This window comes from Microvirga sp. P5_D2 (assembly GCF_054049475.1).
Map to the genome: position 1 here is coordinate 1 of NZ_JBFUMH010000144.1, position 13117 is coordinate 13117.

A 13117-nucleotide genomic window follows, 5' to 3' on the forward strand; every position below is an offset into this window, starting at 1 on the left:
GGGATCGTGCTTTACGATGAGGATGGTACAGGGTCCAAGGCCGCGATCCAGATCGCGATCCTGGACAGGAACATCAAGAAGATCTCCGAGAAGGACTTCTTCATCGTCTAAGGTTCAAGGCCAGCGGGTTCTCTCGCTGGCCTTTTCCATTGTCGGCTGGTGCATCCTTTGGATGCCGAATGTCCTGCCCCGCACGACGCGCTAGTGCATGATCCTTCGGCCGTTCGGCATATCGAGCGAGAAGGCGGGGATCTCGGCGTCGAAGGTTTCGCCGGTGCTGGTTTCCATCACATAGCTTCCCTGCATGGTGCCGCTCGGCGTCGTCAGGGGGCAGCCGCTCGTGTAGCTGTAGCTCTCGCCGGGACCGAGGGTTGGCTCTTCACCGACCACGCCGGCGCCGCGCACTTCCTGCAGGCGGCCCTGATCGTCGAGGATCCGCCAATAGCGTGAGCGCAGCTGAACCCGCTCCAGCCCCGTGTTGATGATTTCCACCGTGTAGGCGAAGAAATAACGGCTGTCCTCCGGGGAGGATTCTTCTGGCATGTAGCGGGGTGTCACCGTCACGCTGATGCCGCGGGTTACGGCCTTGTACATGAGTGGTCCCTTGAAGCCGGTCCTGAATGCCGATCCTGCCGTGGTAAGGCGGCCCGAAGGCCCCGTCAATCGAGGGCAGGAGGCTATGCTCGCTTGTGCGCTTTCCGGGACGATGGCGATCGGGTCGAGCGTGCACTTTGAAATTCCGGCAACATCTCTTAGAGAGAAGGTCAGGCTCAAGAACTCGAATGAGGGCCTTCGCCCTCGGAAGACAAACATGGTTGCGTTGAAGGACGGGATCCAATCGGCTGATGCCATCATGCGCCTTGCGGAAGCTGGCGTCATCAAACCGGAGACGCCGTTCGCCTCCGATCAGGTGCAGCCGGCGAGCCTCGACCTGCGGCTGGGCCRCCGGGCCTACCGGGTGCGCGCCAGCTTCCTGCCGGGGCGGGGCCATACGGTCCAGGACCGCCTGAACCAGCTGAGCTTCCATGAGATCGATCTCGCCGCAGGCGCCATCCTCGAGACGGGCAGCGTCTATATCGCCGAGTTGCAGGAAAGCCTGAGCCTGCCGGACGATCTCTCAGCGGCGGCCAACCCCAAAAGCTCCACGGGCCGCATCGATGTGTTCACCCGCGTGATCACCGACCGGAGCCAGGAATTCGACACCATCGGCGCGGGCTATAACGGCCGGCTTTATGCCGAGATTTCCCCCCGCACCTTCCCCGTTCTGGTTCGCACCGGCACGCGCCTCTCCCAGCTCCGCCTCAGGAAAGGGGCTGTGCGCCTGAGCGATGCCGAGCTCCAGGCCCTGCACCAGCGCGAGCGAGTCGTGACCTCCGCCGAGCCATCGATCCAGGACGGCGTGGCCGTCAGCGTAGATCTGGCGGGCTTCGGCCCCGATAATCTCATCGGCTACCGGGCCAAGCGCCATACGGGCCTCGTCGATGTGGACAAGCCAGGTTCCTGCCGGGTCGCCGATTATTGGGAGCCCCTCTATGCCGACGCCAGCCGTACCCTGATCCTCGACCCGGGCCAGTTCTACATCCTCGCCTCCAAGGAAGCGGTGCATGTGCCGCCGGATTACGCCGCCGAGATGGTGCCCTTCGATCCCCTCGTGGGCGAGTTCCGGGTCCATTACGCGGGCTTCTTCGATCCGGGCTTCGGTCATGCCGGTGCAGGAGGGGAGGGGGCCCGCGCGGTCCTCGAAGTCCGCTCCCGCGATGTGCCCTTCATCCTGGAGGACGGACAGATTGTCGGCCGCCTCGTCTACGAGCGCATGGCCGAGCGCCCCCAGGTGCTTTACGGCTCCGGGGCCGGCTCGAATTACCAGGCCCAAGGCCTGAAGCTCTCCAAGCACTTCCGCTGACCCCCTTGCGGAAGGGCCGTCAAGGTCGATATGGTCGGCACAACGCGGGCGTAGTTCAGAGGTAGAACGTCAGCTTCCCAAGCTGAATGTCGTGGGTTCGATTCCCATCGCCCGCTCCACCTAACTTATTGGTGGAAAAAGCTTTCCGACGTTCTGCCGCTAATCTCGTGTTCCCCACGTTCCTCGCCGCGTTCCCTATGGGCTGTTCAGGCCCCGTTCTTCGCGGTGCGGTGGCCGATTCGAAGCTCGGCTACTTTCCGCGACTTCCCAACTGCGCCCCGTGAATAGCGAAGCGTGGTTGATGACTGTGAATGTGCCGCCGTAGACCGGATATGGTCTAGGTCCGCACCGGCATCCTCGGCCTCAGTGATGGCCCCAGCTCTAGCGTCCATGTTCCAGACGTGCTCAGGTACGCCCGCAGCGCGAGCGACTAGACGCCACTCTCTACCATAGGCACTCTCCGCATAGGGGCGCCCGGCTGTCTCATCGACGATTACCGGCCCCAAGCGCCGATCGGCTGGGATCAAATCCAAGCACCGGAGTACAAGAGGGCAAAGTTTTAGATCATGAGCCGCGTAGGCACCTGTCTTGGTGGTTGCCTTCCTGAGCACGAGGTCGGCCGCGATATCGCTCCACACGAGCCCGTTAATCCATCGACGCCCATTGAGAACGATACCCGAGGCTTCCTCGCCCTGAGGGATTAGCTCCCACTCGCCAATCACGTCTTTCTGACGCATGGCAGTCTCGAACTGGAAAGCTGTGCCAAGAGCAAGAGAAAGCCGCCCCATCTCAATCGCCTTGGGGATGAAGGCCTCAACGTGCTCAAGCTCCATTGCAACCCGACGCCGGGCCGGCTGGGCGAAGCGGGCATGCTCAAGGATCTCGTAAAGGCGCCTGCACTCGGGAAGCTCCGCCATAATACCATAGGCTAATAGCTCACGTAGCTTCTTGATGATCCCGTGAGCCTTTCGGACTCTCTCAGGTCCACCAGGGACCTTTGGCTTCTTAGCCTCATCGTACCAGTGATAGAAATTTCCTATCTTGAGGGCTGCTAAAGCTCTCTTTCCGAAAGCCTTTTCGATAATCTTGAGGGTGTACGTGTCCTTGTGGCGAGTGTTGTGCTTCATCCGCTGGAATGGGCTGGCCTCGTCCAACTGGTAACGGCGGGAAAGGCTGAGGATCGTCCCATCAAAGGCGAGCTTGTCGCGCTGCCGGCCTGACGACCATTCGAGCATTTCAGCCTGAAGCTTCATGCACATGGCCGATACTAGGGGTAGGTGATCGGGATTGTCGGCCTCGTAGGGTAGAGGCACCGACTTAGGCTCATATCCAGCTTTTGACAGGTCTGCGCGAGCGATCCAGTAGAGTTTGTCTGGGCCGCTCTTTCGAGGCCGAGTTTTTAGGCCCGGTGTAGGGTAGTCATAGGGCATCGAGGTTATCCTCTCCGTCTGGTTGAGAGGCCTCGATGGTAGTCAGGTTGTAACGGCGGAGCCAATATGCCTCAACCGCGGGCCAGAAGCGACCGCCCATCACTGGATCTACGCGGGGTAGGCCGCCACGCTCAAGGATCTTCGCCTTTGCGGCCCATTCTGCCGGTTCTTGGCTCAAACGGYGGGCAATTTCGCTCTCAGAGGGGAAAAGACCTTGCGAGCGCACATCAACCCCACCGCGAGCTCGCGCGGACCCTTTCCGTTTGGAAGGAGATGTGGGGGCTGAGGGCAACATCGTGGCAATGCTCGCGTAGTGAGAGTGGTGTGTAGGTGCGGCTTTGCCTGATTGACCCTTGCGTAATCCTTCGGGGCAGGGATCAGGCTTGTCGTTGTTGGGCTGGCCGCTTCGCCCTCAGAAATAGCCCCTAGAGCCGCTTATTGGCCTGGATTAAGGTAGGCGCCTCTCCATCCTAGGAGACCGGCACCAAAATCTAAGACCGCCCGAAATTCCATGCCGAGCACTTCCCACCCGCTCTTCGTCTCAAGCTGCGGCCCCTCTTGACCTTCGAGATAGGCAATTGCGAGAACCGGGGAGGAGGTCGTTGAGGCAAACACGCGCCAAGACCTGTCAGTGATGCGAGGCTCAACGAGGAGCTCGAGCTTGCCCGAAAACGGGTTCACATCATCAACGGTGGCGGCATTGATCTGGGCGAGGAGCGCCTCGGCCTGCGTCTCGAGTTCGGGACCAACAACAAGGTAAGCAGGCACAAGGTTGAGCGTGCTCACCCCGTCAATCCCCTTGGTGAGCCGCATGGCCGCACGAGCCTCGCCAAGGCTCTCAACACTCAGAGCCGCGGCGGCGCCGATATTGCCGCGAGAAGCGTGGAACAAGGGCAACTCATCGGAGAGCACAGCACCTTGGCCACCGTTCGCCGTAAGTAGGCCCGCGATTGTGTCACCTTCGACAAGCGACACGCTCTGGGCGAAATCCCTGAGGGGATCAGCAAAGGCCGAGAAGTTATCGTTGATGAGCGCCCTACGGGAGAGAGCGAAAATTCCCGCGTACTCATCGATAGCGAGCTTCTCGCCCTCCTCGTCGCGGGTCATGTACTGAATTTCGCCCGCCTCACTCACTTTTTTGAGCGGTCCGAAGCCGCCGAGGCGCAGTGCGGTCGTCGGGCGGAAGTCCACAGCCGTGCGCTTGCGAGCCATACGTTTGAGCACGGGTTGAGTGCTCTGGTAGGCCTCGAGGAGGAAGCGATGTCCTTCATCCTCTAATAGCATTGGGAAATCAGCGGTGGTGTGCAGGCCGGGATTCCCCGCGTTCATGAACCGGCTACCTGTGCCCATGATCTGGTTTACGAGGCGGTCTCTGCTTAGGGGCACGCTGATACCGCGTTCGCGGCAGAACTGTGCCATAGCCTCGTGGATAGATCCCCCATGGAAAGCAGCCCTGATGCGGCCCCGAATTTCCTCATCGGCCGTTTGAGACTTCATGCCATTGCCGGGCACGATGTATGCCCGCTGCGGGCTCGGCTGACGATCCACGAGGATGCCGATTACCTCTGCCCGTGCCTGATCCACCGTGAGGCCACGATTAACCATGTCCTGCGCACGAGCGTTGGTATCTTCACCGACAGCACCGAGAGGGGTGCACGCGTTGTAGATTTCCGCCACCGCACGAGCGGCCGCCTGCATTGCCTCATTAGAAAGCGGGCCGAGGCCGTTCTGCGGCGCCGTACCAGTAGACTGATTTAACGTCATGGTAGTACCTGAGTTTGCGGCCTGGGCCGCGTTGGAGGATGAGGCGGGATTTTCGGTGGATGCTGGGGTGAGGAAGTAATCGATCTTCCGGTTTCGGATTGCGTCAGGAGCGAGAGCGGCAGCTTTGAGCGGCACATCAATGCGATCACAGAACCCGAGCTCCGCGGCCTCTTGAGCCGAGAGGAACGTTTCCTCATCGAGCATGCTGATGAGTCGTGCCCTGTCGATCTTGCCGCCCGCTTTCCTAAGATAGATATCAACGAGCCTATCGCAGATGCCGTCCAACTCATCCGCGAGCTTGCGCAAATCACTGGCCTCGCCCTGAGCATAGCCCCACGGGTTATGGATCATCAGCCGGGCATCCTCGGCCATCACCAGTTCATCGCCCGCCATCGCAATGATCGAGGCAATGGAGCCCGCGAGCGCATCAACGCGCACCACGATCTTGTGACCGCTCATGCGCAATGCGTCATAGATGGCGAGGCCCTCGTAAACCGAGCCACCTGGGGAGTTGATGCGCACCGTGATCGTGTCGAGGTGGCGCAACTCGGCAAGGGCTGCAATCACATCGAGCGCCCGCACCTCCCAAGCATCCACGATCCCGTAAAGAAGGATTTCATCGTTGAGCACAATCGAGGCATCACTACGAGGTGATAGAGAGACCGAATTAAGAGGGGCATGTGCGTTCATTCGTCTGCCCTCCTCAGTGCATTGGTTTCATCGCAGCCGGTTCGATAACAACCGGCTGGCCAGATTGAAGGGCGATGGTAATGCCTACAGCCGCACTCACAAACTCGAATGGCAGGCCGAGGACATCCGCGAGGGTCTGATAGGTCATGGGCTCACCGGCCTCGATGCGTAAGCGCATCTGCTTGGATCGCTCCTCGAAATCAGCGGAGATACGKAAAGGAATTGATGGTTCTGGCATGCTCACTCCTATCGAATGAGGCGGGTTGCAGGATGACCATCAGGTCAGGGCGTCAGAAAAAAGGACCAAGCTCTATCCTGTGGTCTTGCGCACGGCGTCTGACGATAGCTGCCGCTCGGGTGGCGTTTGCTAAAACGACACGGAAGGTCAGCGGCGTTGTGTCTGGGTCTCKCTTTAGTTGTGTATCAACTGCCTCAATGGTGCCGCCAACATGGTTGCGGCCGATGGTGCCGTTCTCATCCCAAAAGGCAGCTCCCACCCAAATGGGCTTGCTGTCATCACTGAGATCGGCATCAAAGAGGAAGTGCTGACAGTTCAATCCGATTTCGTTTGCTAGATCGAGGTCGAGGCCGCCCTTACGAGCAAGGTCCTCGACAACAACAGTCAGGAGAGCATGGCCAGCGGTATAAAGGCGTCGACCCTGCACTCCATCGTATTCATCAGCGACTAAGAATGGAAATTGATCACGTCGCGCCCTAGCGTCGAAACGAGGGCGGGTAAGGTCGGTTAAGAGAAGAAACTCTGCACGGCTCAGCATGGGCTCTCGCATACATGTTGTATGCGATGACACTTAATCATGCCCGGCTTGCTGTCAACATGTATGCAATGTTTTCCCCTCGCCTTTTGCCTGCGAGTAGATGATCGTTCATAGTTTGAGTTGCAATTATCTTGGCATCCTCAACTACTGGTTATAGACCCCTCAGGCAGAGCATGCGCGTAGGGGCGATTTTTGGCACTGAGGGGATCTTGAGCCACAACCACACTATGGAAAATAACATGTCTTTGAAGGGTCCTAATACGCTGCACGTTTAGCCACTTGGCGAGCCTGAACTAAAGACTCTGCCAAGGCAGTCGACGCCCCATTCCCAAAATTATATAAGCGGGGCTGCTGACGAGGTTTCGCTCTCAGTCGCGCTCAGTACATATGGTGAGGTTAAGTTCAGCCCGATGATCCGTGATGTTACAATTTCGAACGTTCGGACCTTTGCCGGGCGGAACTGGACCTTTCCGCTGAAAAGCTTGACCGCTTTCTGTGGTACGAACAGCGCAGGAAAGTCGACAGTTTTGAAGGCTTTGCTGCTTCTCAAGCAGAACACAGTCGGGGCAGAGGTTAGCCCCGAGCATCTCGCACGTGTTGAGTTCGTCGGGAGATATGTTGATCTTGGCGATTTTAGATCTTTAGTAACTGGGAATGATGTTAAGAAGCCTATAATCATTGGCCTAAGTTATGACTCTGCTTGGTCAAAAAATAATCTTAACACAATTGGCTCGTTCGTTTCGAAGGCGAAGTTTGCGAAACTAAAAAAATTAACTGCGGATCACGAGGGCATCCCAGGTCTAGTTAAGGTTCGTTTTGAATTTAGACACTATTCGACCCAGCCCAAGAAGGCGACGAAACAAGAAGATGTTGCAGGTATTGGTGTGATGTACCAAGCAACTTTCGAAGTAAGCGTCCTAGGCATTCACATTCTTAGCTTTACTATTGGAATGACCCAACCTGGGGAGGAAGATCTCCTTGCTGGGAAGCCATTTTCCGACCACGTGCCACACTTCGTTGCGATGCCGAGCCGCTTTTTCGATGCTTTTGGAGGGCGAAAGGTTATTGAGCCTGTGCAGACATATGGGGAGAACATCGCTTTCGGCCTATTGATGCGGGGAATACTTCCAACGTCAATTGTAGGTAAGGATCTTGAGAGTAAGGCGGTGCGCAAATCTCAGTATTCACCTGCAACGGCCGTTCTACCCCCGATGATGAACAAGATAATTTCTGATCTCAGAAACGAGCTCACTCGTGTGGAATATATCGGACCACTTCGGGCACCAGCGCGGCGTTACTACATGCTGGACCGTGCAGATGCTCTCAGCGCTGACGTTATCGGGGAATCCGTCCCGTACATTTTGCGCGACCAACTTTCCAAACGGATACGTGCTTGCCTGCCTAACGCTCCCCAAACACCCGTCAATACAACTCTCAAGTCAGCCTTGAATGCGTGGGTCAGCTATCTGAAATTATCAGAAGTCTCCAAAGAGCATGAGCCTAAGGAAATCTCTGCAGAGTATCATCGAGGCGTTATTGGAGAGGTCCGTCTCAGAGGAATTGGCAGGAAAGCTTTTTCCCTCGCCGACACCGGTTTCGGATTTTCACAAATCCTTCCAATCTTAGTGAAAGGGCTTACTGCTCCTCGGCATTCGATCATCATGATTGAACAGCCTGAGTTGCATTTACATCCTGCACTGCAGGTTCGATTAGCGAGCTTCTTTGTTTCTCTAGTATACGCGGATCGCTCTGTCTTGATCGAGACCCACAGTGAGCACCTAATCAATTCGTTGCGAGTTCTCGCTGCCGAGGACCTCGAGCACCAGCTAGCAAGCAAGATAAAGATCTTCTTCTTAAGTTGTGTGAATGAGCGTCCCTGCATAACTGATCTGACAGTGCGTGAGGATGGAACGGTCCCTGAGTGGCCGAGGGAATTCTTTGGGGAAGCCGGTGAGCTAACCGGAAGATTGCTACGTGCACAAAAAGCAAAGAGAACCCAAGGTGCACTGCCGGAGGCTTCAGCGCAGTAAAATGACTGCACTACTAGTTCCCTCGCCACTTCTCCTAGACCAAAGCTTTCCTAGGAACGAAGAAGAGCTACATTTGGTCATTGACGCTCTTGGAGAGCTACAACAGGTCGTTGATGGTAACCAAGCGATCATCCTGGCTACAGACTTACTTTGTGAGTTTGTAGAAGATTTCGAGTGGGACCAAGGCGACCGTATTCCATGGCTATATGAGATACATCGCTTGTTAGAGCAGTTCTTGCTGAGGCAAGGCGCGCTGTGCATACGACATGACGTCAGCGAGGTTGGGGATGCGAGATTGCATCCACTTCCAACGCACTGTCATAATGGTGGGCTTGCGCCACTTTGGCAGGAGGAAACTGGCAAGCTGCTAACTGAACACGTAAGATGCTCGGAGCCAGACGAGAATTTTATCGGGATCATATGTGATACTAGTTTCGCACATGGATCTCAGGGAAGTTACGACAATCCTGATGACGCTCCGACTTTTCCCCTTGTAGGACCTAAGAACCTAAACTCATTAAGCGATGCTTATGAGTGGGTGGTGCCATTAGAGGAAATTCGGGCGAATGTTTCCTTTGCTGCGGCAAAGCAAAACCTCTCTCTACTGGGCTGCTCATCTATCAAGAAGCCACGAGGCAGCAGCCACTACAAAGTCGAATTTCCAAATGCTCGCCCGTGGGTCTTGGACTACAATGATGATCCCGTTCCCGAACCCTATCTCCGGCAACTGGTCGGGCTCAGTGGCTACCCGTTCGACGTAGTGYTGTATGCGTTGCTACATGGGAGACTTCCCGAACGTCGGCTACGCCTGCAACGCTAAGTATATAAGTATCAGGTGCACCGCTATTTAACTGCCTACATATTTTGGAAGATCCTTTCTCAATCGATTAGATAACCTCGATAGCCGCCTCTCCGTTTGTACCCTCCTCTATGAGGGTTGCTGCGGCTGGGGATACCCCGCCGTCGCGCGTTCCCCTCGGGGCGTGCACCCCATCAGAGGGACCCATAGGGGTGGGGTCGGACCCGAAAACATTGAGGGCACGCCGCACCTGATCGGCCCAGCAGTCCATCGGGGCGGAGGGCGCAACAAGCGCAACAACCCTATAGGGTTTTGTTGCGCCTGCTGCGGTCCCCTTTTTCGCCCCTCGAGGGGCGGGACCGTGGGCCTTGTTGCGGGGTTGTTGCGGGGGTGTTGCGCCTTGTTGCGCTTGTGCTGAAATCCTTGCCGCATAAGGGTTTGAGCGCATGCTCTCAGATTTGTTGCCCCTTGTTGCGATGAGAGCCAAGAGGGGCGCAATAAATCGGCCTTGTTGCGCCCCTGTCATGAGAGCCTCCATACGTGCTCATCGGTGAGCCCGATATAGCCGCGGGTTTTGAGTGTCTTGAGGTCTGCGCTGAGGGTCGCCCGTTGGGTGTTGGCGGGCCTGTCGTTGTCCCAATAGCCCTCGAGGGGGAGATACCGCTTGAGGCGCTCACGGGTGATTGAGCTCACATCGGGCAGCACGTTCACATTGCCTTTGAGGCGCTCGCCCGCATCACTCAATGCCCGGTCGATAGCGCGGAGGAGGAGGGCTGGGCGGTCGCCAAGCCTAGGCTTGTTGCGCATTTGTTGCGCCTGTTGCGCCTCTTTCACCTCATCAGGTTGGTTAACGATTTCTACCACGCACGAGGAGAGTGCGCCGCGGGTGGCTGTGGCATCCTCGAGGGTGAAGGGGATGAGGCGAAACTGCCAACTGATGCCATCCTCGCCATCCTTCATGTGATGGATGGTGGCGGTGCTGGCGGCCGCGCCTTTCTCCACGCTCCACATTACATCAACGGCCGCATCGAGCGCATTAGAGCCTCGAGCGCCCCTATCGGCATTCTTGCCCGCGTGGTGTACCCCGAGCACGAGGCACCCGAACGCAYCGCCCAGGGTGCCGCAATTGTCCACGAACACGGACATATCCTTTGCCGCGTTCTCATCGGCACCCTTCATAGCCCGCGCCACGGTATCAATCACGATGGCCGCGAGAGGAGGGTTGCCGATAGTGGCAAGCCATTCCTTCACGAGTTCCACGAGCTCGCCCGCATCCTCGGTTGCGTGGCCAAGGTCCGGAGCCACCGGGATCATGCCAAACGGCACGCCCTTGCCCTCAACCTCATAGTGGCGGCGGATGGCCACGAGGCGGCGCTTAAAGCCGGTCACGCCCTCGCCCGTGATGTAGACCACGGCGCCTTGTTTCGTCTCACGCCCGGCCCAGGGGCGGCCGAGGGCGACGTTGAACAGGGCATCCGTCACGAGGAAGCTTTTGCCGCTCTTGGGCGGGCCAARCACGATGCCGAAGCCGGATGCGGGCAAGAGGCCGTCGATGAGCCATACCGGCTCATCATCGAGTTCGATATCGTCCAAGGTGATGATGGGGAAGCGAGTACGGGGTTGCGGCGGTTGCCATGACGCGCCAGGAGCATGCGGGGCCCGGTGCTCAAAGCCGTATTCCTCGGGATTAAGCATGCCGCTTCTCCCCTTTAACGATGTCGTTGAGGTCTTGGCGCTCGGTGCGAGGCTTGAGCAGGAAAGTGTGGCGGCCCGCGTTGCACCACCGGGCGGCGCAACTCTCGGCCGCGGCGATGCCGGCCGGGTCGTGATCCACGGCGATCCACAGGCACTCGATGCCCGGCAGCACCGGCAGACCGCCCACGCCACCGGCAGAGAGGAGCGACCACACGGGCGATGGGCCGAACTCCTGCGCAAGACGGAGGGTGAGCGTACTTTCCAGGCCCTCACCGATGCCCAGGCAAGCTGTTACCTCCTCATCGGGCGTGAGTTTGATGGCTCCACCCGCAACCGGGCCCAGGGCAAGGCGCTCATGCCCGCCAATATTGGCTTTGAGGCCCCTGAGGGTTAGAGCGGTGCGATGGATGGCCCGTGGCTCATTGGTGCGCACATCACGTACAAGGCACACCATAGCGGGCGTGCGGCTCCCGGCGAAAGGACAGGCCGGATGAAAGCGGATAGCCTCGCCCGCTGCATCATGGGGGAAGGGCAGACCGCGGCCGCCTTCCCGTTTGCAGCGAGTGAGATAGGCTTCAACGGGGGTGCCGTAAGGGTTGAGTGCCTCGGCCCATATCGCCATTGCGCGGGCAGTGGTTTGAGCGGAGCGGCTCGCACTCACGAGGACAGTCGAGGCCCTCTGAGCGGGGGAGGGGAGTGCTTCGAAGTTCCGCGACAGGCCGAGCTTACGCCGAACGAAGTCCTTGGCCTCGAGGGGATCATCACCGCAATGGCTATAAACAAGGAAACCGCCTGGTGCCCTAGGGTCGGGCCGGATCGAAAGGGAGCGATCACGGGCGGAGTGGCCGGGACCTGGTGCGAGCACCTGGTGTCCTGATACTTCGCCCCCAAGGGCACGGGCGACGAATTGGAGCGAAAAGGCCGTCATTTCGAGGCCCTCCGCAGCAGCCCGGGCTGCCAATGCCAAGCTGCCGCGCCCGGACCTACGCCTTGCGCGGTCTGCCCCGGATGGGTAATCTCGTGGGTGGAAGTTTTTGCGAGCTTCTGGTTTTCGCCGCCGTTCCGGGGTCCAGCCGGAGCGGCGGTTTCGTTTTCGGAGCTCCTAGCCCCTCGCTTGTGTCTCACTACGCATTCCTTTCGTCCGTTTGGACAAGGAACACGGGGTAATTAGATCAATGGCTTGCCTGAGCTTCCCAAGCTGAATGTCGTGGGTTCGATTCCCATCGCCCGCTCCAACCGATCCCTTGATCGGCAAGGCTTTCCAACCCGTTTTTTCTCCATGTTCATCGTCTGGCTCCCATCGGCGGGGACTTCTCGAAGATGTGTAGACAGCCGCGGAAACCATGCGGGCCCCAGTGCGTCAGGCGCATAGAGCCAGTGTCCATGGGGTCTCATGATGAAGTTGTTCGGAGCCGCAATCGCCGGGTTCTTATTCATTGGCCTCGGGTCAGCGTTCGCCGAAGCCGGCCCTCGTGAAAGACAATGCATGGTCGGGGAGCGGCGTGTCGATGGCGAGTGCCGGCCCATATCGCAAGGCTCAGGCGGCCGAGGAGATCAAGGCAATACGGGCAATCGGGGCGACAGCTCTAGATAACGAGCCATCTCCTGGGGCGCCGCCCTCATTCCACTGGATCGGCGGCAGCCGAGCGCCTGCGCCTTAACCTCCTCTTAAGCAAGCATCCCCAGGCCGGCCAAAAAACGCACCGCATTCTCCGGAAGGGTGTTGACAAAGCGCCGGCTAATCGACATATCCGCAGCCCCGCCGGATTTCAGATCCAGGCAGGCTTCATGTCATAGACCTAAGTAGAGAAGGGCTCCTTCGTGAGCTCCGTATCGACGCCAGGTCAGATCGGGATCTCCAACGTCCTGATCGGCGCCACGAGCCGGGCAGTGCCAATCAAAGGCATGTATCCATGGCTCCTCTGACGGAAATTGAAAGTCTTCAGATGCTTACAGCTTCTTGAAGTCGAGTAAACGCAGGGATGATCTCATCTCTGCGAACGGTGAAGCTTAACCTGAATACTGAAGAC

At 58.2% G+C, this 13117-nt stretch carries 10 protein-coding genes and 1 tRNA gene; 4 read left to right on the forward strand and 7 right to left on the reverse strand.

Annotated elements, in window-relative coordinates:
* Window positions 1-201 precede the first annotated feature (201 nt).
* Complete coding sequence (apaG, locus tag ACXJKO_RS24460) at window positions 202-594, reverse strand: Co2+/Mg2+ efflux protein ApaG (protein WP_457093674.1); 393 nt, start codon at window positions 592-594, stop codon at window positions 202-204.
* Between the two features lie 217 nt (window positions 595-811).
* Between apaG and ACXJKO_RS24465 the strand changes: the two genes are divergently transcribed.
* Both ACXJKO_RS24465 and ACXJKO_RS24470 read left to right on the forward strand, forming a co-directional pair.
* Complete coding sequence (locus ACXJKO_RS24465; RefSeq protein WP_457093675.1) at window positions 812-1903, forward strand: 2'-deoxycytidine 5'-triphosphate deaminase; 1092 nt, start codon at window positions 812-814, stop codon at window positions 1901-1903.
* 44 nt (window positions 1904-1947) lie between these two features.
* Window positions 1948-2022 (forward strand) — tRNA-Gly (locus ACXJKO_RS24470).
* A gap of 87 nt (window positions 2023-2109) precedes the next feature.
* Here the strand turns inward: ACXJKO_RS24470 and ACXJKO_RS24475 are convergent.
* The 4 genes from ACXJKO_RS24475 to ACXJKO_RS24490 all read right to left on the reverse strand — a co-directional run bounded on the left by ACXJKO_RS24475 (window position 2110) and on the right by ACXJKO_RS24490 (window position 6563).
* A complete protein-coding gene (locus ACXJKO_RS24475) occupies window positions 2110-3333 on the reverse strand; it encodes an integrase (RefSeq protein ID WP_457093676.1) in 1224 nt (407 codons plus the stop codon).
* 435 nt (window positions 3334-3768) lie between these two features.
* Window positions 3769-5787 (reverse strand): head maturation protease, ClpP-related, encoded by a 2019-nt coding sequence (locus ACXJKO_RS24480; protein ID WP_457093677.1) that lies wholly within the window; start codon window positions 5785-5787, stop codon window positions 3769-3771.
* A gap of 13 nt (window positions 5788-5800) precedes the next feature.
* Window positions 5801-5965, reverse strand: a complete 165-nt coding sequence (locus ACXJKO_RS24485) for a hypothetical protein (protein WP_457093678.1) — start codon at window positions 5963-5965, stop codon at window positions 5801-5803.
* 112 nt (window positions 5966-6077) lie between these two features.
* Window positions 6078-6563, reverse strand: coding sequence for a hypothetical protein (locus tag ACXJKO_RS24490; protein WP_457093679.1), 486 nt, complete (start codon window positions 6561-6563; stop codon window positions 6078-6080).
* Between the two features lie 410 nt (window positions 6564-6973).
* On the opposite strand from ACXJKO_RS24490, the gene ACXJKO_RS24495 reads away from it, so the two are divergent.
* Both ACXJKO_RS24495 and ACXJKO_RS24500 read left to right on the forward strand, forming a co-directional pair.
* Window positions 6974-8593: an AAA family ATPase gene (locus ACXJKO_RS24495; protein WP_457093680.1), complete on the forward strand. Its 1620-nt coding sequence runs from the start codon at window positions 6974-6976 to the stop codon at window positions 8591-8593.
* A gap of 73 nt (window positions 8594-8666) precedes the next feature.
* Complete coding sequence (locus ACXJKO_RS24500; RefSeq protein WP_457093681.1) at window positions 8667-9413, forward strand: hypothetical protein; 747 nt, start codon at window positions 8667-8669, stop codon at window positions 9411-9413.
* A gap of 501 nt (window positions 9414-9914) precedes the next feature.
* Here the strand turns inward: ACXJKO_RS24500 and ACXJKO_RS24505 are convergent.
* A complete protein-coding gene (locus ACXJKO_RS24505) occupies window positions 9915-11087 on the reverse strand; it encodes an AAA family ATPase (protein WP_457093682.1) in 1173 nt (390 codons plus the stop codon).
* On the reverse strand, window positions 11080-12015 hold the full coding sequence (locus ACXJKO_RS24510; protein ID WP_457093683.1) for a DUF7146 domain-containing protein: 936 nt from the start codon (window positions 12013-12015) through the stop codon (window positions 11080-11082). Before ACXJKO_RS24510 ends, ACXJKO_RS24505 begins: the two co-directional genes overlap by 8 nt.
* Between the last annotated feature and the right edge of the window lie 1102 nt (window positions 12016-13117).

Bases quoted from the DNA above. Each gene is read 5' to 3' on its own strand.
- apaG (WP_457093674.1), bottom strand. From the start codon at position 594: ATGTACAAGGCCGTAACCCGCGGCATCAGCGTGACGGTGACACCCCGC.
- ACXJKO_RS24475 (WP_457093676.1), bottom strand. From the start codon at position 3,333: ATGCCCTATGACTACCCTACACCGGGCCTAAAAACTCGGCCTCGAAAG.
- ACXJKO_RS24480 (WP_457093677.1), bottom strand. From the start codon at position 5,787: ATGAACGCACATGCCCCTCTTAATTCGGTCTCTCTATCACCTCGTAGT.
- ACXJKO_RS24485 (WP_457093678.1), bottom strand. From the start codon at position 5,965: ATGCGCTTACGCATCGAGGCCGGTGAGCCCATGACCTATCAGACCCTC.
- ACXJKO_RS24495 (WP_457093680.1), top strand. From the start codon at position 6,974: ATGATCCGTGATGTTACAATTTCGAACGTTCGGACCTTTGCCGGGCGG.
- ACXJKO_RS24510 (WP_457093683.1), bottom strand. From the start codon at position 12,015: ATGACGGCCTTTTCGCTCCAATTCGTCGCCCGTGCCCTTGGGGGCGAA.